Source organism: Brevibacillus sp. MCWH (assembly GCF_013096935.1).
Classification (GTDB): Bacteria; Bacillota; Bacilli; order Brevibacillales; family Brevibacillaceae; genus Brevibacillus; species Brevibacillus aydinogluensis.
Window position 1 is genome coordinate 1 of the sequence record NZ_SDLF01000011.1, and the last position, 20,506, is coordinate 20,506.

Sequence of the window (20,506 nt, forward strand, 5' to 3'; positions counted from 1 at the left end):
TCTGATAACGGCCTTCGGCCTGTTGCTTGTTCAGCATGCTTTCACCTCTACAAAGTGTTGAATGTCTTGTTTATTCGACAAAAAAGCGTGTAGACCTTGTACCTTCGGTACTTTGTCTACACGCTGAGCCCTTCCATTTAGGAAGGGCTCTCAGCGTGTATACAAAGTCCGTGGCGCATGGGTAATCGGGCCCGCTCGCTCGCTTGACGACCAGCAAAGCAGGTGGCAGTGTCCGCTTCAAAACGCGACGCGGGCAGGGGGCAAACATCTGGGTAGTTCGAGGAAGTGAGACTTGTGCCCCCTGTTTTCCCCGCGTCTTTTGTTTTTCCGCTGGGCAGGTCGTCAAAGGAGCTCGCTTGGCCCATCACTCCATGCCATGTACTTTTCTCCACCTTCGGTTGATTAATGTGCAGGCCTTTCGGCCTGGTAACGATAGAAAATCGTTTCTTTACGGAACCTCAATGATAAAAATACAGTTTGTCTTCAGTCTGAGAGCCCTTCCATTTAGGAAGGGCTCCACTTTTACGGAAACACGATTGTCTTGTTGCCGTAGACCAGCACCCGGTCCTCCAGATGCCAGCCGACAGCGCGCGCCAGCACGGTCCGCTCCACCTGGCGGCCCAACTGTTTCAGCGCCTCCACGTCCTGCTCGTGCGTCACCCGCAGCACATCCTGCTCGATGATCGGGCCGGCGTCCAGCTCCTCGGTGACGTAGTGGGCGGTGGCGCCGATCAGTTTGACGCCGCGGCGGTAAGCCTGCTCGTACGGCTTGGCCCCGATGAAGGCAGGCAGGAACGAGTGGTGGATGTTGATAATCCGCATCGGATACTCCTGCAAAAAGCGGGGCGACAGAATCTGCATGTAGCGGGCCAGGACGATTACGTCCACGCCGCTGCCCAGCGCGGCCAACTGCTCCTCTTCCGCCTCCGCCTTGCGCTCCTTCGTCACCGGGATATGGCGGTACGGAATCCCGAACGACTCCACGGTCTCCCGCATGTCGGGGTGGTTGCTCACCACGACCTCGATGTCGGCGTGCAGAGCGCCCGACTTCCAGAGCCACAACAGCTCCAACAGGCAGTGGTCCTCTTTGGAGACGAAGATGGCCATGCGCTTCCGCTTCTTCGCCTCCACCAGCGACCAATCCATGCCGTAGCTCTCCGCCACCGGCCGGAACGCCTGCTTGATCGCCTCGCAGCGCTCCTCCAGATTGACCACGTCAAATTCAATCCGCATGAAAAAGCGGCCCGTTTCCGGATCGGTCGTGTACTGGTCGGACTGAACGATGTTGGCCCCCTGTTCAAACAGGAAGGTGGACACGGCCGCCACAATCCCGGCCCGGTCCGGACATGAAATCAGCATGCGCGCCCGGTCCTTGTTTTTCTGCCGGTACGCCTGCCATTCTCTCTCTGACAAACGAAGCATGGATCTCTCTCCTCCAATAATGAACGTCAGGATGATCTAGTCATGATATCATCATATCATCCATTTTTGTCGTTTCCATCCCTATCTTTTCGTCAGAGGAGGACAGCCATGCAATCAAGTTTATTTGCCCGATCAATCTGTGTTTCCCCAATCCGGGTATGAACCGATTTCAGAAAGCGGTGCTCAGCGTGTAGACAAAGTCCGCGGCGCATGGGAGAGCGGGCCCGCTCGCTCGTTTGACGCCCAGCACAGAAGCGGATGAAGTCCGCTCCAAAACGAGACGCGGGCAGGGGACAAACATCTGGGTGTTTCGATGAAGTGAGACTTGTGTCCCCTGTTGATTCCCGCGTCTTCGTTTTTCCGCTGAGTCGGTCGTCAAAGGAGCTCGCTTGGCCCATCCCGCCTTGCGATGCACATTGTCTTTTCGCTTCGGTTGATGAATAGGCAGGCCTTTCGGTCTGGAAATCATTTCTTGTGGGCGTTTACTCAAGGAACCGTTTGTCTTCAGTCTGGAACCGCTTTCAGAAAGCGGTGCTGCAAAGCTTATAGAGCTCCGGCGCGCGGTGCCATTTTGCCCGAGACGAGCTGATTATTCCAGGGTCAGCACGACACGGCCGTTGATCTGTCCCTTTTCCATCCGTTCAAATACTTCGTTGATCTTTTCCAGCGGCTGCGTCTCAATGATCGCCTTTACTTTACCGCGCGCAGCGAAGTCTAGCGCCTCCTGCATGTCCTTGCGGGTCCCGACAATGGAACCTTTCACAGAAACGCCGTTCAGCACGGTGTCAAAAATCGGGACAGGCAGCTCGTCGTTGGGCAGTCCGACCACGACCAGCGATCCGCCGCGCCGCACCGAACGGTACGCCTGTTCAAACGCCTTGCGCGTGACAGCAACGCTGATCGCGGCGTGCGCCCCGCCGATTTTTTCGGTAATCTCCGCGACCGGATCTGTCTTGGCCCCGTTGACTGTCAGGTCGGCCCCCAGTTCTTTGGCCAAGGTCAGCTTTTCATCGTTGATGTCGACTGCCGCCACGTTGTACCCCATCGCTTTGGCATACTGGAGCGCCAGATGGCCCAATCCGCCGATGCCGTAGATGGCCACCCATTCCCCCGGCTTGATGTCGGCCACTTTCAGCGCCTTGTACGTCGTCACGCCGGCGCACAGAATCGGGGCGGCCTCCACATCGCTCAGGCCGTCAGGGATGCGAGCCACATACGCGGCAGGCGCCTTGCAGTATTCCGCATAACCGCCGTCAACGGAGTACCCGCCGTTCAGCTGTTTCTTGCACAACGTCTCCCATCCCGTCAGACAGTACTCGCACTCACCGCACGCAGAATACAGCCAGGGAATCCCGACGCGGTCTCCCGGCTTCAACGAGGTTACCCCTTCGCCTACCTTCTCCACGACCCCGACGCCTTCGTGTCCGGGGATCAGCGGCAGCTTCGGTTTGACCGGCCAGTCTCCGTGCGCCGCATGCAAGTCGGTGTGGCAGACCCCGCACGCCTTGATCCGAACCAGCACCTCGCCAAACCCGATCTCGGGGATCGGCACATCCTTTACCTCCAGCTTTTCGCGAAAGTGATTGACAACTGCTGCTTTCATCTGTTCTCCTCCTTTGAAACATGAATTACGTGCTTGTACCGCTCCATTTCAGCAAAAAGCATACCAAGCTCAAAAAATGAACAAATATTAGGATCATTCAACCTATTACAATGCTGTCGGGACAATTTTTCGGCCATCTGCCAAAAAATCGGCCCGCGGGCCGTAATTTTGTCCTTGGGAAGCGAGCCGCCCCTGTTTACAATAGAACCTGACAGGAGGTGTTCCCATGCAAATCTCCAAATTCATGACGCCGGAAATTATCTTTGGCAACCAGTCGATCAGCCAAGTCGGCGAAAGTCTGATTCGGCTGGGGGCAAAAAACGTGTTTCTCGTCAGCGACCCGGGCGTGGTAAACGCCGGATGGGCAGAGCAGGCGATCCGCTACCTGAAGCAGAGCAGACTGGAGTGGCACCTCTGGACGAACCTCACCTCCAACCCGAAAGACGAAGAGGTGCACGCCGGCGTAGCCGAATACCTTCGCCACGGGTGCAACGCGATTGTCGGCATCGGCGGCGGAAGCGCCATGGACGCAGCCAAGGCGATTGCCCTGCTCGCGTCGAACGGCGGCAGCATCCTTGAATACGAAGGTGTAGACAAAATCACGCGTCCCCTGCCGCCCATGGTCATGGTGCCGACGACGGCCGGTTCCGGCTCGGAAGTGTCGCAATTTTCGATCATCGTTGATTCCAAGCGCAAGGTCAAGATGACGATCATCTCCAAATCACTGATCCCCGACATCGCCATTATCGACCCGCAGACACTGATGACCAAGGACAAGCAGCTGACGGCCAACACGGGAATGGACGCGCTGACGCACGCGATCGAGTCGTACGTCTCGCTGGCCGCCACGCCGCTGACGGAAGTCCTCTCGCTGCAGGCGATGCGGCTGATCGCCCAGCACCTGCGCCCGTCGGCAGCCAGCCGGTACAATGCCGAGGCAAAGCAGGGCATGGCGATGGCCAGTCTGCAGGCGGGACTTGCCTTTTCCAACGCGATCCTGGGAGCCGTCCACGCGATGTCCCACCAGTTGGGCGGGCTGCTGGACCTGCCGCATGGGGAGGTCAACGCCGTGCTGCTGCCCTACGTGCTGGAGTACAACTTCCTCGCCGCTCCGGAAAAGTACAAAAAGATGGCGGAAGCCCTGGGCGAAAACGTCTCCGGATTAAGCCTGTCCGACGCTTCCCGCCTGGCGATGAAAGCGGTCAAGGAACTGGCGAGCGATCTCGGCATCCCCGACCATCTGTCCACGCTGGGGCTGCAGCCGGAGCACATCCCGGTGTTGAGCCGCAACGCCGTCCGCGACGTCTGTATGGCCACCAACCCCCGCGACATGACGGAAGAAGACGTGCACATGCTGTTTTGCAATGCATTGTAGGAGGACGCCATGCATCACAAACAAGAAATCCTGGAGAAATTGACCGGCATCCAATCCTCGCGCAAAAGCTACTACCGCGAACTGAACCTTGTCGTGGACGAAATGAAGAAAAAGAACCGTCAGCTGGAAGTCATCAACTGCTTGACGAAAATCAAGATTGATGCGGACTGGAGCGAAGTCAGCGCCTATCTGGCGGAGCAGTTGTCCCGGCTGATCCCGTTTGACCTGTTCGCGCTCACGCTGGTGGAGGGAACGTCCCTCTCCGCCTATGTTGCAAAGCGAAACGGGGCGGATTGGCGGGTTCGCACCCTGACCCAATCATTGAAACGGGGAGAGTCCGTCTCCACGAGCGCGCTGGACCGCCTGTTTCAGACCGAACACCCCGGCTGCCGCTTCACCTCCGTCGCGCTGCAAAGCCGGCTGAACAAACCGTTTGGCTTTATCACCCTGCTTCATCAGCAACAGCCGCAAGACGACGGAGAGCATCTCCTCCTCTTTCAGCAAATTGCCGAACACGTCGGGGTGTCCGTGGAAAACATCCTCCTGTTTAAAGACGTCAGTGAGAAAGTGCAGATCGAAGCCCGGCTGATCCAATCAGCCAAGCTGGCCGCCATCGGCGAAATGGCCGCCGGAGTGGCGCACGAACTGAACAGTCCGCTTACCGCCATTTTGGGGAACGTCCAGCTACTGCTGAGGGAGACGCACACCGAGCCGCAGCGGCAAATGCTGCAGGACGTGTTTCAGTGCAGCGTCCGCTGCAAGAAGATCATTCAAAACCTGCTGACCTTTTCCCGGCAGGAGGAGTACCAGTTTGAGCGTCTGTTCATCAACGACCTGGTCGAAGTCGTGCTCGGCCTGATCGGCTACCAGCTTACCGTGTCCGGCATTTGCATCACGAAGCGGCTGGCGGACGAGCCGCTGGCTGTCTGGGGAAGCCGGCACCAGATCGAGCAGATCATCATCAATTTGCTGTTGAACGCCCGCGACGCGCTGCACGGCGCATCCAGCCCCGAGATTGTCATCACAACCTTTCGCCAGGAAACGGACGACGGCGTCTACGTCGGCATGTCCGTTCGCGACAACGGCGCAGGCATTGACGCAGAGCATTTGCCGCAGATCTTCCATCCTTTCTTTACGACCAAGGAACAAACAAAGGGAACCGGACTGGGTCTGTCCGTCAGTCTGGGGATTGCCGAGTCGCACGGCGGAACGCTGACCGCCGAGAGCGTGCGAGGGGAGTACAGTACGTTTACGCTCTTGCTGCCCATTTACACAGATGAGGAGAGTGCTGATGAATCCGAAACAGGTGCTAGTCGTTGACGACGAAGTGGAGGTTACGTCCTTTTTCTCTTATTTTCTCAAAGCCAAGCAGTGCGACGTGACGGTCGCCCACTCGGGAAAAGCGGTCCGGCAGCTTTTGGCCGGCGATTTCCCGTTTCACCTGGCGCTGATTGATTTGAAGCTGCCCGATGCCAACGGACTGGAGCTGCTCTCCGCCATCAAGGCGCGACAGCCCGCCTGCGAGGTCATCATCATGACCGGCTACAGCACGATCAAGTCGGCGGTGACCGCCATCCAATCGGGAGCGCGAGACTATCTGGAAAAGCCGTTTGACGATCTGGACAGTCTGGAACAGGTGATCTTCTCCGTCTGGGACAAGCCCGGCGGCCTCTCCGATGAACTGGCCGAGACGGCTGCCCGCTTCGGCATCATCTACACGGCCGGCAGCCCGATGGCAAAAGTCCTGTCCGTCGCGGACAAGCTGGCCAAAAAGGCGATCAACGTGCTGATCGAAGGCGAAACGGGCACCGGCAAGGAACTGATGGCCCGCTTTCTGCACGGAGTCAGCGCCCGTTCGCAGCATCCCTTCGTCGGGATCAACTGCGGCGCAATCCCGGAGTCCCTGCTGGAAAGTGAACTGTTCGGCCATGAAAAGGGAGCGTTCACCGGTGCGGTCAAAGAGCGCAAAGGCATCTTCGAACTGGCCAATAACGGGACGCTGTTTCTCGACGAGATCGGAGAAGCCCCCCCGCTCATCCAGGTGAAGCTGCTGCGGGTCATCGAGACAGGCGAGTACATGCGGGTGGGCGGCGAGCAGACGCTGAAGTGCAACGTCCGGTTTATCGCTGCCACCAACCGGAATCTGGAACAGGAGGCGGAATCGTCCCGGTTTCGCGCCGACCTGCTGTACCGCCTGGAAGGAGTAAAGCTGACCATTCCCCCCTTGCGCGAGAGGCCAAACGACATCCCGGCCATTGTGCACACCTTCCTGGAAAAGAAGTTTGGCGGCGCCTGCCGGGTCGATCCGGAAGCGATGACGCTGCTGCAGCACTATGAATGGCCGGGCAACGTCCGCCAGCTCATCAACGTGGTCAACCAGGCGGTCGCCATCCACGACTGCGCCGTCTTGAAGCCGGAACACCTGCCGCAGCCGATCGTGAGCGGTGCGGGCACCCCCCGGGACAAAACAGCCGGACCGCCTGCTGTTCACCATGCGATCGAACAGGAAGCGGTCCGGTTTGTACAGAATGTCATCGGGCAAATCGGTTCGGTGGACGAGATTGACTTTGTCCAACTGCTGGGCAGAATCAGGAGGCTGGAGACGGAGATAGGCCGCCAGGTGATTGCCAAAGGGCTGGCCGAAACCAGCGGAGACCGGGAGCTGTTAAGCAAAAAGCTGGGCATCTCCAAACGAACGCTGCGCTACATCCTGAACGAAAAAGACTAGCGCTGCGCTTCACCGCCTCCCGCAACGTGCGGCCTTTTTCCTGGAGTCGTCTTCCCGCGTGGCGAACCGTCTAGCGGTTGGCGATACCGTACAGGAGCATGTCCACGGTGAGGGCGATCTGTTCCTCTTCGGAGCGCTTGGCGTATTCCTCCGGCTCCGTCACGTGCTTGAACAGGATCATCCCAAGCAGCGAAGAGAGCATCATGCGAAACACCGCCTCCGTCGGCAGTGGGCGCAGTTCGCCTGCTTCCTTGCGCTCCTCGATCAGTTTCGCCGCCAGCCGCTTCATCTCCTGAAAGACCGTCGATAGCATCGCTTCGCGGATTTCCTCGTGGAAAAACGCCTCCTGCAGGAGAATCCGGACGTGCTTTTCATTGGCCCCAATCAATTCCAGCCGGTTCCGGTACAGCTCGGTGAGCACCTCGGCCAGCGGCTTTTTCGCCTGCTCCTGAAAAATGACGCGCACGTCCTTCAAAATGAACGGGGCGGCAAACTTGACCAGCACAGGGGCCACCAGGGCCAGCAACAGGTCTTTTTTGGACTTGTAGTGGCGGAAGATGGTGCCCTCCGCCACTCCCGCCTCTTTGGCGATTTCAGCTGTCGAGCTGGCATGAAACCCTTTGGCGGCAAACAGCTTGAGCGACGCCTGCAGGATGCGGCGCTGCTTCTCCGTCATTTCGCTCTCGTCTTTCAATTCCTCGACAAACTGCATCAGGCTTTCTTCAAACGATCGGCTCATATCCTTGCAAACGCTCCTCCATCCGAGCTTCACATGCGCCGTGTCACTCGATCTTCTTGCGGAACCGCAGCATGGCGACCGTCAGGATCAGCAGGAAAAACACTGCCATTCCCAACGTGTCCTGCCACAGGGCGGACAGGTCTACCCCTTTTAAAAAGATACCCCTGAGAATTTCCAAAAAATAAGTCAAGGGGACAATCCCGCCTAACCATTGTATCACGAGCGGCATCGTTTCGCGCGGGAACATGAACCCGGACAGCAGCACGCTGGGCAGAATGAAGGCAAACGCGATCTGCATCGCCTGCAGTTGGGTACGGGACACCGTGGAGATGAAAATGCCGAGCGTCAGCGTGGTGACCAAAAACAGCACCGACAAGGCGATCAGAAGCGGCACGCTGCCTTTCACCGGAACGCCGAACCACCAGCTTCCCAAGAGCAGGACGAGGCAAAACGAGAAGAAGCCGATGCAGACGTAGGGCGTGATTTTGCCGAGCAAAAGCTCCAGCGGCCGGATCGGGGTGACGATCAGCTGCTCCATCGTTCCCCGCTCTTTTTCCCGCACCAGCGAAAATGCGGTCAGGATCATCGTCACGTTCTGCATGATCAGGCCGATCAGGCCGGGAATGTTGAACACGATGCTCTCCATGTTGGGATTGAACAGCACGCGCGCGTCCAGTTCGATGCTTGGTTCGAAGCGGCCCATCCCCTCTTTTTCCATCCGCTCCTGCACCAGGGTGACGGCCCGGTTCTGCACGATCAGCTGCGCGTTGGACAAGGCAGTCCGGGCGATGTTGGGATCGGAGCCGTCGATCAGCATCTGCACCGCTGCCGGTTCGCCGCGGTCGCGCTTGCGGGCGTAGTCGGGCGGGATGACCAAGGCCACGTCCGCGCTGCCGTCGTCCAGCATCGCTTCGATCTGCGCATACCCGCCGACGTGGGCGACCACCTGAAACACCCGCGTGTTTTCCAGGTTGGCCGCCAGTTCCCGGCTGTAGGGCGAGGCGCTTTGATCCCACACGACCGTCTTGATGTCGTTGACGTCCGTATTGACGGCGTAGCCGAACAAAAACAGCATCATCAGCGGCATCGCCAGCGCGATGGCAAGGCTGGGCCGATCCCGCCTGATCTGGATCACTTCCTTTTTCACCACCGACCAGTACCGCGCCCAGGAAAACCGCTTCATCGGCGTTCCTCCCCTCTGCCCGCGGCTGCCTGCCGGGCTTCCTCCTCCTTGACCAGGGTGACAAAGACGTCCTCCAGGTTGTTTGCGCCCATTCGCTCGATCAGCTCCTGCGGGGTTCCCTGGGCCAGCAGGTTGCCGAAGAAAATGAAGCCGATCCAGTCGCAGGTCTGCGCTTCGTCCATGTAGTGGGTGGTGACCAGCACGGTCATCCCCTGCTTCGCCAGGTCGTGGATCACCTCCCAGAAGATGCGGCGGGAGACCGGATCGACGCCCGCGGTCGGTTCGTCCAGAATCAGCAGCTCCGGCTGGTGCAGCAGGGCGCAGGACAGGGCCAGCCGCTGCTTCCAGCCTCCGGAGAGGGAGCCGGCCAACTGCCGCTCCCGCCCGGTCAGCCCGGCCATTTCAATCAGCTCTGCTTTGCGCCGCCTGCGCTCCTCTCTGCCCAGACGGTACACTCCGGCGTAGAAGTCGAGGTTCTCCTCCACCGTGAGATCTTCGTACAGGCTGAACTTTTGCGACATGTAGCCGATGCGCTGCTTGATCTCCTCGCTCTGCGTCATCACGTCATAGCCGAGCACCGTTCCCCGTCCGGACGTGGGGTTTATCAGGCCGCAGAGCATCCGGATCGTGGTCGATTTGCCCGAGCCGTTGGGGCCGAGAAAGCCGTAGATGGAGCCGGTGGGAACGGACAGCGTCAGGCTGTTGACGGCGACGCGATCCTGAAAGCGCTTGGTCAACTGCTCGCATTGGATGGCGTAGTTCATTGCGCGTCCTCCTTGCCGGGCAGCAGCACATCGGCGGGCATGCCCGGTTTCAGCTTGTCGAGCCCTTCGCTGATGCGGATCGTCACGGCAAACACCAGCTTGGTCCGCTCATCCGGGGTCTGCACGTTTTTCGGGGTAAACTCCGCCTTGTCGGCGACTGCGCTGATCACGCCGCGAAACGTCTCGCCCGGATACGCGTCCACCTGTATGCCCACCGTCTCGCCCGGACGCACGCGGCCCAGCTCCGCTTCCGGGATGTACACCTTCAGCTCCAGATGATCGCCCTTCCTCATCGTAAACAGCGTCGCTCCCGGTTTTGCCACTTCCCCTTGGGTCACGGAGGAACGCAGCACGACACCGTCCTCCGGCGCGGTGATCACCGCCTTCTCCAACTGCAGCCGGGCCTGCTCCAGACGCGCCTGGGCCTGATCCCTGGCCGCCAGCAGGGCGCGAATCGCGTAATCGGTGCTCCCCTCTTTCAATTGGTCAAGCTCGGCCTGCGCACCCGCCCGCTGCGCCTGCGCCGTGCCGGTCTGGGCGACAGCGGCGGCGACGTCTTCCCGGGCGGCAGCGTACTGGGAGCGGGCCGCCTCCAGTTGAGCGGCCAACTGGTTTACCTGTGTCCGGGCCTGATTGACCGCCTCCTGCTTCGCTTCGTACTCCTGTTTCGCAATCGCTCCCCGCTCGTACAACCGGGCCGCTTCCCGCAAGCGGTTCTCCTGGTAGGCGAGCGTCTGCTTTGCCCCTTCCAGCTGCGAGGCGACCTGGTCCACCAGTTCTTTGGCCCGGTTCAGCCCGGCTTCTGCCTGTTTTTGACGCGCCTCTGCCAGCCGGATGGCGGCGTCCGCCTGGTCTACGGCGGCGATACCTCGGCGGATGGTCGAGTCGCGGCTGCCCGCCTGGGCTTCTTCCAGCCGTGCCTGGGCCTGGGCCAGCACCGCCTCCGCTTCGCGCACGCTCGCCTGATAGCTGCGCTTGTCGATCTCCGCCAGCACCTGTCCCTTTTTCACGACGGCGCCGTCGTCCACCTTGACGGCCGTCAGCAGTCCCCCCACTTCGGCGACAACAGGCAGTTCCACCGCTTCAATCGTGCCGGAGAGCGGCCATTCGCGCGGCTGAAACCATGTGCACCCCGGCAGCGCCGCGAGCGAGCCGGCCAGACAGAACAACAGAAAACGACGATACATAAGACCACCTCGACCAATTTGTTGATGTGAGCACTCACTCATTTTGCTGTCAAAAAAACTTTCTGGTGCCTGATGCAAGCGTAGTCCATTTTGACGATACCAGTGATGATGATTATAGTGAGTGATTACTCACTTTTGTGTTATGTACATTATATGTATGCTCCCGCCTCCATGTAAAGACGCTTGTAAAAAAAACCCTGGCCGGGGCAAATATTTGCCAGCATGCCGGGGCGGTCCGCCCGTCCCCACGATTGCCACCCCCGAACGCGCAAGAAAACGAGCAGGCTGCCCGCTTCAGCATGCCTGCTCGTCTCCGTTTGTTCCCGTATTACCCCTCGCTTGTATCTCGGGCCAGCTTGCTGTGACGTCTGCCGTACGCCAGGTAGACGACGGCTCCGACAACCAGCCAGAGCAAAAATCCGATCTTGGTGCTGGAAGGCAGACTGTAAATCAAATATCCGCAAAACAGAATCGCCAGGATGGGCACCAGCGGCACCATCGGCACGCGGAACGCTCGCCGCAGGCCGGGATTGGTCTTGCGCAGCACCATCACACCTGCAGAGACGACGATAAAGGCAAACAGCGTACCGATGTTGGTCAGTTCGGCCAGCTTGTGCAGCGGCAAAAGACCGCTGAACAGGGCGACGAGGGCGCCCACGATCATCGTGCTTTGACGGGGAACCTGCCGCTTTTCATTGACGCGGGAAAAGACACCAGGCAGCAGTCCGTCGCGGCTCATCGCAAAAAACAGCCGGGTTTGCCCGTACATCATCACCAGCAGCACAGTGGTAATGCCCGTGATCGCGCCCAAGGAGATGAATCCGGCCACCCAATCCTGCTGCACAAACTGCATCGCAAAGGCAACCGGGTTTTTCACGTTCAGCTGATCGAACGGCACGATCCCGGTCAGCACAAGTGAGACCGCAATGTACAGAAACGTACAGATCAGCAGGGAGGCGATGATGCCAATCGGCATGTTGCGTTGAGGATTCCGCACTTCCTCTGCTGCGGTCGAGACGGCGTCAAAGCCGATGAAGGCAAAGAAGACCGTCGCCGCTCCCGTGGCCACTCCCGCGAAGCCGAACGGCATGAAGGGCGACCAATTGTCCGGCTTCACGTAGCCGACCCCCACAACCAAAAACAGCAGGATGACGGCCACTTTGATAAACACCATCAGGTTGTTAAATCTCGCTGATTCGCGTGTGCCCATCATGAGCAGGGCGGTGATAACGCCGGTGATCAGGACGGCGGGCAGGTCGATGATCGTCCCCTTGGCCGGGTCGTACGCGCTGGTCAGTGCAGTGGGCAGATATATGTCGAATCCGGCCAACAGCCCCTGTGCGTATCCGGACCAACCGCTCGCGACGGCGGCGGACGCTACGCCGTACTCCAGGATCAAATCCCAACCGAGAATCCACGCGACCAGTTCGCCAAAAGCGGCATAGCTGTACGTGTATGCGCTTCCGGAAACGGGTACGGTAGAGGCAAACTCAGCGTAACAAAGCGCGGCAAACACACAGGCCAGCCCCGCCAGGACAAAGGAAAGCACCAACGCGGGACCAGCGTATTTCGCGGCGGCCACACCTGTCAGTACAAAGACCCCGGTGCCGATAATGGCCCCGATGCCCAGCATGGTGAGATCAAATGCTCCCAGTGTTTTGCGCAGCGAGCCGTGCTTGCTTTCCGTCTGCTCCAGCATCTGGGAGATCGATTTTTTGCGTAAGAATTGACTAATGTCCATTTTCCGTATAACCCCCGATGATTGTGTTCTCATTTACATAAGATGTGCCTGCCGCCTAAAAACCGGTGTCCGCACCGGAAACGCCTCTCATTATACATTGTCATATTTATCAGAACAATATTAAAATCAGAATTATATTTTTGTTATCGTTAAAAGATTTTTTTGCTATAAACAAAAACGGCCGCCGACAGACAGTTAGTCCCTTCCGAATCAGGCCGTTGCAAGATGCGTCTTTCTGGAGAAACGTTCCGGGATCCCTATTTGTAGCGTGCCGACAATGCTTTGCACATATACAGGTAATGGTTTCTAGGTAAAAAAATACATCCGGCTTCCTATTGGAAACCGGATGGTGATTCTATTGATGTCGGCTTAATGTCGGCTTAATGTCGGCTGTCGGGTTCGACAAGCACCTCAACCCCGCCCGCCAGCAGATACAGATAACTCTCCGCTACCTTGCGCGTCTTGAGAATCTGTTCTACGGCGCGGACGTAGAGACGGATTTGCGCTTCGTACCGCCGTTTCATCTCGGCGATAACCGCAGGCGACGGCTCTGCCGCGATCCGGTCCGTCTTGAAATCGATCAGGACCAGTCTGCCGTTCTCCTCCTCCAGCAGACAGTCGATCACGCCTTGGACGATGACGTGCTCGTCGTCCCCGATCTCCGGATCTACCTCATTGGCAGGCAGCGCCATCGTAAAAGGCAGTTCACGATAGACCTTGGCTGCCTGTTTCATTCGCGTTCCCAACGGAGAAGCAAAAAAGCGGGCAAGGTCGCGTGCGTTTACTGCCTCCGCCTGCTCCTCGGTCAAAAAGCGGCGCAGCACCAGCGAATCGATCTGCTGCCGGATGTCCGGCTCATCAAGTGGTCGGCGCAGGTCAAGCTGCTGCAGGACCAGGTGAGTTAGCGTCCCCAGTTCGGCGCTGGTCAGGCGATGGCGTGCGTCTTCGGCGAGAAAGCGCGGTTTCTCCGCAATCGACGGCAGCAGATAGGGAAAACCACTGCCCGTTTTGGCTCGCTGCTTCAGTTCGCTGACCGTCCACTTGGCGGCCAACCGGGATGCGGACGAATGGGGATCGCTCCAGCCCAGTCGGCGTTCGATCAGCGTGCGCAGCGTGTCGTCGGCCGGACGCTCGGGAATCGGTTCGCGTCGGGTCAGCCGCTCCCAGACAGAATGTCCCTCCGCCTGAGCGTCCGACTCCGCCTGCAGCCGATCCGCCAGATAAAAATGAAACGACCAGCTGGAATCGTCCGGCACCGTGCGGACCGACACCGGCTCACCGCCGCGTTCACGCGGGTAGTCCCTGAGCGGCGCAGCCTGAGGATGTCTGAGCAGCGCGCGGCCCACCCAATCCAGGTAGCCCTTGGCCTGAATCAAGTCTTCGTCATGCAGCCGTTCGCCATCCCCCTGTCGTCCCCAGGCGGTTACGCTTTTCCCCAGATCCTTGGCCGTGCCCACCAGCACCAGCTTTTCCCGCGCCCGCGTCAGGGCGACGTACAGCACCCGCATCTCTTCGGCCAGCATCTCCCGCCGCATCTGCTGCCGGATGCCCAGTGCCGCCAGACTGGGATAGCGGACCTGCAGTTGCGGCTCCACCGCCATCGGTCCAAATCCGAGATCCTTGTGCAGGAGAAACGAACTTTTTACATCCATGGTGTTAAACATTTTGCCCATCCCGGCGACAAAGACAACGGGAAACTCCAGCCCCTTGCTCTTGTGAATCGTCATGATCCTCACGACGTCTTCGCTCTCCCCGATCGTTCGGGCTTCGCCCATGTCGCTGCCCGCCTCCCGCAGTCTGTCGACAAAGCGAAGAAAGCGGAACAGTCCCCGATACGAGCCCGCTTCGTACTGCCGGGCGCGGTCGTACAGCGCGCGCAGGTTGGCCTGCCGCTGCTGTCCGTTTTCCAGGGCGGCGACGTAGTCCAGATAGCCGGTCTCCCTGTAGAGCGCGGCGATCAGTTCGGCCAGCGGTTCCCGCCGCGCCTGGGTCCGCCACCGCTTCAGGCTGCGGAAAAAGCGGTGCAGTTTTTCTTCCCACTCGCATGTAGCCGGCTGTTCTTCCACATAGCGGTGCACCGCCTGATAAAACGGCCCCGCCGGATAGCTGATGCGGATGTGAGCCAGCTGCTCTTCGCGCAGACCGACGAGCGGAGAGCGGAGCACGGCGGCAAGCGGAATATCCTGCAGCGGGTTGTCGATCACGCGCAGCAGCGAGAGCATCACTTCCACCTCGGTCGCGTCAAAGTACCCCTCGCTCTGCTCCGCGTAGACGGGAATGCCGGCGGCCCGCAGCTCTTCCATCATCGCCTCGCCCCAGCCGGAGACAGCCCGCAGCAGGATCACGATGTCCCGGTAGGCCAGAGGACGCAGCCCGCCCTCTTTTTTATCGTAGACCAACAGCGGTGCCTCTCCCTCGCCCGGCTCCATCCAGCGGCGAATCCGCCTGGCAATCAGCCTTGCTTCCAACTGGGCCGTGCTGGCCTCTTCTGCCGCCTCTCCCGCAGGGGGCAGACCGGTCTCCTCGGCCTCAGCCTGATCCTCTGACTCTTCGGGGGCGGCCCGATCGATCAGATGAACCTCCGGCCGCAACCGCTCCGGTTCAGATTCCGGGTAGGCGGCCCGGCAGATGAGTTCGGCGGAACGGTCGTAGTCGATCTCTCCCACTCCCGGCGACATGATCTGCCGGAACAGGAAGTTGACCGCGTCCACCACCTCCCGCCGGCTGCGGAAGTTGGCCGCCAGGTCGATTCGTTCGCCGGGACATTCGCCGATTGATCCGGATTCGTCCTCTTCCGTCGCATACGTCAGGTACTTGTCGAGAAACAGCTTCGGCTCCGCCAGCCGGAAGCGGTAAATGCTCTGCTTCACGTCGCCTACCATAAATCGGTTGGCCGCCCCGTGTGTCTCGGCGTCGCGGGAGACCATCCGCAGAATCGTCTCCTGCACCAGATTGATATCCTGGTACTCGTCCACCAACACCTCGACAAACTGGTCGCGCAGTTGGCGGGAGACGGCGGAAGGAATTGTTTGGCCGTCCTCCGTCCGCTCCGTCAGCACCTGCAGCGCGAGATGCTCCAGGTCGCTGAAATCGACCAGCGAGCGGGCCCGCTTTTCCCGCTGAAATGCCGCTTCAAACTCGCAGACGAGCCGGGCGAGCGTCCGCATGTGCGGAGCGAGCTGGCGCAAATCTTCCACATATTGCGCTGCTGACATGGCAAAATACTGTTCCGTAAGCTCGCCCAGCGCCTTTTTCACCTCGTTGCGCAGGTCCTGCACCTGTTCTTTGACCTCGGGGGCCGCCTCCTTCACCGAAGGCAGCCTTCCAAACGATACGGCACGCACTGCCGACTCCGCCGCTTCCCATCCCTGACGGCAGGCGGCAGCAGCCCGGGCCAGTGCATCCGCCTCGGCCTCCAGGAGCGGCATGTAGGCCTGGGGGCCGTCCGGGGACGCGGCGAGGACAGCTGCCCGCCGAATTTTTCCTTCCAACGCCCTCAGCTCCAACGCCAGCGACTGGAGGACGCTTTTGGTCCAGGCCAAACTGTCCAACCCGCCGGGATCAGCCGCTTCAAACATTCCCGCCGCCTCGTCCAGCCAGCGCTCGGGCTCGGGATGGCTGCGGGAAAACTCATGCAGCCTGACGATAAGCGCTGCCAGCGGCGTGTCATCCTGGCCGTCAAGGATCAGGTCGGCCAACGCCTGAAACTCTGCATCTCGTTCGTACCACTCCTCCAACTGCTCGTCCAGCACGTCCTGGCGCAGCAGTTCGGCTTCCATCTGGTCGGCGATGCGAAAATCCGGGTCCAGTTCCACCAGGTAGTAATACTGGCGCAGGAGCGACAGACAGAAGGAGTGAAGCGTGGTGATCGTCGCCCGCTGCAACAGCGCCAACTGCCACCGCAGATGGGCGGAGTGGGGCTGTGTCTTCAGCGCCTTGCGCAGGGCATCGCCGATGCGGTGCCGCATCTCTGCGGCGGCCGCATTGGTAAAGGTGACCACCAGCAGTTGGTCCACCCCGACCGGATCGCTTTCATCCATGATTCGCCGGATGATCCGTTCCACCAGGACCGACGTCTTCCCGGAACCGGCTGCTGCCGCCACCAGCAGGTTGCGGCCGCGCCGCGTAATCGCCCGCCACTGCTCTTCCGTCCACTGCTCAGGCTTGGCCACTTGCTGCTGTGACATCGTCGTTTCCTCCTTTACCCGTTTGCTGTGGGCCGGCCAGCATGCTCCACACCTGTTTGTTGTTCCATTTGGGGAGTTGGCGCATTTCCCCGGCGGATTCCGCGTCAAACTGGCAGACCGGTTTGTACGCGCAAAACTGGCAGGCGGACACGGTCCCCTGCACATACGGGGCGATCTGGATCTCGCCGTCGACCATGCGCTGCCCAATCGCTTCCACCGTCTCCCGCACGTACTGCTGCAGCGCCTGAAACTGCTCCGGCGTGGCAACGGATGAACGCGCCGAGAGGGTGCCGTCCTTTTTCAGTTCAAACGGCAGCAGTTCCGACGGCCCCTGCTCCACGTAAGCATCCATCATCCGTGCAAGTTCCGGGTCGGCCAGCATCAGCCCCTTCATGCGCAGCTTTTTCGCCCGCTCCCGGGCAGCCTCGTCGGGCGTCAGCAGCCGCTTGGCAGTGACGAACGGATCAGCCACCTGGTAGTAAAAGACCCCCGCCGGTTCCGCCTTTTTCCCCAGCCAGGCCTCCGCGTTGGACACCACGACGTCCAGGTAGACCAGCAGCTGCAGATTGAGCCCGTTCCACACGTCGGAGAGCTGGAGCTGCTTGGGGCCGGATTTGTAGTCGATCACACGCAGATACGGCACTTCGTCATCCAGTGACTGGTCCACGCGGTCGATGCGTCCGACGAGCAGCATTTCCGCCCCGTTTGCCAGCTTCAGCGCCAGTCCCGGCAGGTCACCGCCCGGCCCGAACGCCACCTCCAGTCCCACCGGAGCAAACCGGCTGCGCTTGGCGTGTTCTCCCAGCACGTAGATCGCCCGGCCCACGGCACGCTTCAGTTTGCCGGAGAGGAAGCGGTACCGCGCCGTCCGGGTCAGGATGCTGCTCCGCGTCGCCGGCACCAGCTCGTCCACCACCGCGCTGGCGAGTTGCATGCTGTCGGCCTCAGTCAGCCGTCCCCACTCCAGGTGTTCTTCGTTCATCTTTTCTACGGCCCGCTTCAGCGAGGCGTGGAACAACTCACCCACGTCAAACCGCTCCAGCTTGTACAGCCGCCGCTCGCCCAAGCGCAGGCCGTGCGAGGAAAAGTGGGAAAACGGACAGGACTGGAAGCGCTCCAGGCGGGAGACGCTCATTCTCAGCCGCTCGCCGTACAGCGCCCGGCTGGTCTTACCGTCGAGCGGCGCCGCCCGGTTGGTGTAACGCAGGCCGGAAAGCAGCCAGCCTTCCCGTTTTGCATCGGGCGAGCAGCGGATAAACCAGTCGTATACTTCCCACCAAAAAACAGGCAGGGTGCCGCTCTTTTTCATCCCCCGCAAAAGCGTCAGCAGATGGCGAAACAGGCGGCGCGGGTTGCCGAGCAAAAAGGCGTCCGCCTCCGCCTCCCCGGTCGGCTCGTTGTGGAAAAAGCGGTGAGGCGCCTCGGGAAGCACCTCTTTCACGCGCGAAAAGACAGATGACGGCAGCAGCGCCTTGCCCTCCTCGTCAGCCAGGGCGCAGCTCAGCGCCAGACGCAGGGAGGGGCGCGTCATCGCCTGATACAGCAGGAACGGCTCGGCCATCAGCCGCTGTCTTGCGCTTGGCGCCAATTCCACCCCCAGCTCGGCCAGCCGCTCCCGCTCCGCCTCGTCCAGGATGCCTTCTTCCTTCGGCTTGAGCGGGATCACGCCCTCGTTGACGCCGAGCAGAAACAGCGCCTTGACGTCCGGCTGGCGGGATCGCTCCATCGACCCGACCAGCACCTGATCCAGCGCAGGCGGCACCAGCCCCAGCTCAATGCTTTCCAGGCCGCTGTCGAGGACGCGGGCATACATGGCGATCTCCATCTGCTCGTCGCCCATCACCTCCACCACCTGGTCCAGCAGGTTCATCAGGCCGTTCCAGACCTGGCCGTGCACCTGGGCTTCCTCCAGATCACCAGCCTCTTCCGCCGTTCGCTGCCAACTCTCCAGCTTCTCTGGAACGTCCAACGCGGTGAGAAAGCAATACAGGGCAGCCGTCATCTCCCGCACGTTCTCCTTTTCCGCCCGCTTCAGCTCCGCCTCAAACCGCAGCAGCGGTGCAGCGTAACGGCGCCGCAGGCCGTCTGCCTCGGCGTCTTCGTCCGCCCCCGCCGGTCCGCCGAAGCGCCAGGGGGCCTCCTGTGCCCAGTGGGAGCCGTATACACCGTGCGCCAAGACGTAATTTTCCAATACGTCAATCTGGCGCCGCACTGCTTCTTCTGCGTCCGTCCCTGCTTTTTCTGCATCCGCCCCCGCTTCTGCGCCTGCCCCTTCTTCCGCTTGCGGCTCCGGACTGATCAGGTCGGTCTTGAAACAGCGAAATACCGCCTCGTACCGCCACTTCCCGGCGATTACCTCCAAGGCGGAGCGGACCAGTTCCACCAGCGGGTGGTGCATCACAGTCCGCTTCTGGTCCAGGAAAAACGGGATGCCGTAATCGGTAAAGACGGTGGCCACCTCATCGGCATACGTCCCGATCTCCCGGAGCAGGATGGCCATGTCCCGCCAACGATATCCTTCGTCCCGAGCCAGCGCGAGGATTTGCAGTGCCACCGCCTCCACTTCGGCACGCCGGTTGGCGGCAGAGAGCAGCACTACTTCGTCCGCGCGGGCAGGGGCGGGCGGCGCTTCCGGATCGCCCCATTCAAAGTAGCGGGCTTCAAGCTGCTTGAGCCACGGACTGTGAGCAAAGCGGACAGGTTCCGTCAACAGGACGGGCTGCTCCACGGCGACACCCGCTTCTCGCGCCATCGTCTCCAGCGCCCGGTACGTCCGCAGCGTGGGATGAAACAGGCCCAGTTCATCCAGGGACGCATCCCGCTCGGCCGGATCGAGACAGAGAGCGATCGTCACCCGCTTGGCATGGATCATCATCTGTTCGATCAGCCGCAGCTCCTGATTGGTAAACCCGCTGAAGCCGTCAATATACACCTCCGCTTGGCGGATGTAGGCCGATTCGCTCACCTTTGCCGCCACGCGGTTGAGAATGTCGTCGGCGTCGCAGTACCCGTCAGCCAGGTAGGCTTCGTACGCACCCATGATCAGGCGCAGGTCATGTATCTTCTGGTTGAGTGTAGCGCTCCCCCACTCCAGATTTTCCGTATGTTCAAAGGTTACTCCGTACGACTTGCACTCGCTGATCAGCCGTCCCAACTGCGCCGCAAAACCGGGCTGCAGGGCGGAACGGCCAAACACCTGCAGCTGATCCTTGTACCGTTCCAGCATCAGGCGCAGCACCATGTGCTTGCCCAGGTCGTCCACCTGCATCAGCGTCAGATCGCCCAGTTCCTGCTGCAGGCGGTGGGCCAACCGGCCAAAGCTGAGAACCTGCGTGCCGATCACGCCGCCCAGCCCGGACAGGGTGGCCAGTGTCTGCTCCGCCTGAAAACTGGCCTGCTCAGGCACCAGCAAGATGATCGGCGAGCCCAGCGGATCATCCTGCAAACGCCGGCTGATCCGCTCCAGAATCGTCCGCGTCTTTCCGGTTCCCGCCCGGCCCAGGACAAATTGGACCGCCATCCGTTTCCCTCCTCTTCGCTATTCCTCGCAGCGAGCCAGGGGCGCCATACATGCCTG

At 60.5% G+C, this 20,506-nt stretch carries 12 protein-coding genes; 3 read left to right on the forward strand and 9 right to left on the reverse strand.

The features are described 5' to 3' along the window. Nucleotides 1-522: 522 nt before the first annotated feature. Both purU and adhP read right to left on the reverse strand, forming a co-directional pair. Complete coding sequence (gene purU / locus ETC00_RS11555; protein ID WP_171566235.1) at nucleotides 523-1,422, reverse strand: formyltetrahydrofolate deformylase; 900 nt, start codon at nucleotides 1,420-1,422, stop codon at nucleotides 523-525. A 589-nt stretch (nucleotides 1,423-2,011) separates the two neighbouring features. Beyond that, nucleotides 2,012-3,025 (reverse strand): alcohol dehydrogenase AdhP, encoded by a 1,014-nt coding sequence (adhP, locus tag ETC00_RS11560; RefSeq protein ID WP_171566237.1) that lies wholly within the window; start codon nucleotides 3,023-3,025, stop codon nucleotides 2,012-2,014. Nucleotides 3,026-3,251: 226 nt separating this feature from the next. Between adhP and ETC00_RS11565 the strand changes: the two genes are divergently transcribed. The 3 genes from ETC00_RS11565 to ETC00_RS11575 are packed head-to-tail and all read left to right on the forward strand — an operon-like array spanning nucleotide 3,252 to nucleotide 7,128. After that, nucleotides 3,252-4,400, forward strand: coding sequence for an iron-containing alcohol dehydrogenase (locus tag ETC00_RS11565; protein WP_171566239.1), 1,149 nt, complete (start codon nucleotides 3,252-3,254; stop codon nucleotides 4,398-4,400). Between the two features lie 9 nt (nucleotides 4,401-4,409). Then, nucleotides 4,410-5,720, forward strand: a complete 1,311-nt coding sequence (locus ETC00_RS11570) for a sensor histidine kinase (RefSeq protein ID WP_171566241.1) — start codon at nucleotides 4,410-4,412, stop codon at nucleotides 5,718-5,720. Next, complete coding sequence (locus ETC00_RS11575) at nucleotides 5,692-7,128, forward strand: sigma-54-dependent transcriptional regulator (RefSeq protein WP_171566242.1); 1,437 nt, start codon at nucleotides 5,692-5,694, stop codon at nucleotides 7,126-7,128. Before ETC00_RS11570 ends, ETC00_RS11575 begins: the two co-directional genes overlap by 29 nt. 70 nt (nucleotides 7,129-7,198) lie before the next feature. On the opposite strand, the gene ETC00_RS11580 is transcribed toward ETC00_RS11575, so the two are convergent. From ETC00_RS11580 to addB, 7 genes are all read right to left on the reverse strand, one after another. Beyond that, entirely contained in the window at nucleotides 7,199-7,867 is a 669-nt protein-coding gene (locus ETC00_RS11580; protein ID WP_171566244.1) for a TetR/AcrR family transcriptional regulator, read from the reverse strand. 43 nt (nucleotides 7,868-7,910) lie between these two features. Then, nucleotides 7,911-9,050, reverse strand: a complete 1,140-nt coding sequence (locus tag ETC00_RS11585) for an ABC transporter permease (RefSeq protein ID WP_171566245.1) — start codon at nucleotides 9,048-9,050, stop codon at nucleotides 7,911-7,913. After that, complete coding sequence (locus ETC00_RS11590; RefSeq protein ID WP_171566246.1) at nucleotides 9,047-9,814, reverse strand: ABC transporter ATP-binding protein; 768 nt, start codon at nucleotides 9,812-9,814, stop codon at nucleotides 9,047-9,049. The genes ETC00_RS11585 and ETC00_RS11590 overlap by 4 nt, the downstream gene beginning before the upstream one ends. Beyond that, nucleotides 9,811-11,001, reverse strand: a complete 1,191-nt coding sequence (locus tag ETC00_RS11595) for an HlyD family secretion protein (protein ID WP_171566247.1) — start codon at nucleotides 10,999-11,001, stop codon at nucleotides 9,811-9,813. Before ETC00_RS11595 ends, ETC00_RS11590 begins: the two co-directional genes overlap by 4 nt. Nucleotides 11,002-11,329: 328 nt before the next feature. Continuing rightward, nucleotides 11,330-12,742 (reverse strand): branched-chain amino acid transporter BcaP, encoded by a 1,413-nt coding sequence (gene bcaP / locus ETC00_RS11600; RefSeq protein WP_171566248.1) that lies wholly within the window; start codon nucleotides 12,740-12,742, stop codon nucleotides 11,330-11,332. Between the two features lie 380 nt (nucleotides 12,743-13,122). Then, nucleotides 13,123-16,929, reverse strand: a complete 3,807-nt coding sequence (gene addA / locus ETC00_RS11605) for a helicase-exonuclease AddAB subunit AddA (protein ID WP_171566249.1) — start codon at nucleotides 16,927-16,929, stop codon at nucleotides 13,123-13,125. Beyond that, entirely contained in the window at nucleotides 16,901-20,449 is a 3,549-nt protein-coding gene (gene addB, locus ETC00_RS11610; protein WP_171566250.1) for a helicase-exonuclease AddAB subunit AddB, read from the reverse strand. The genes addA and addB overlap by 29 nt, the downstream gene beginning before the upstream one ends. Nucleotides 20,450-20,506: the final 57 nt, after the last annotated feature.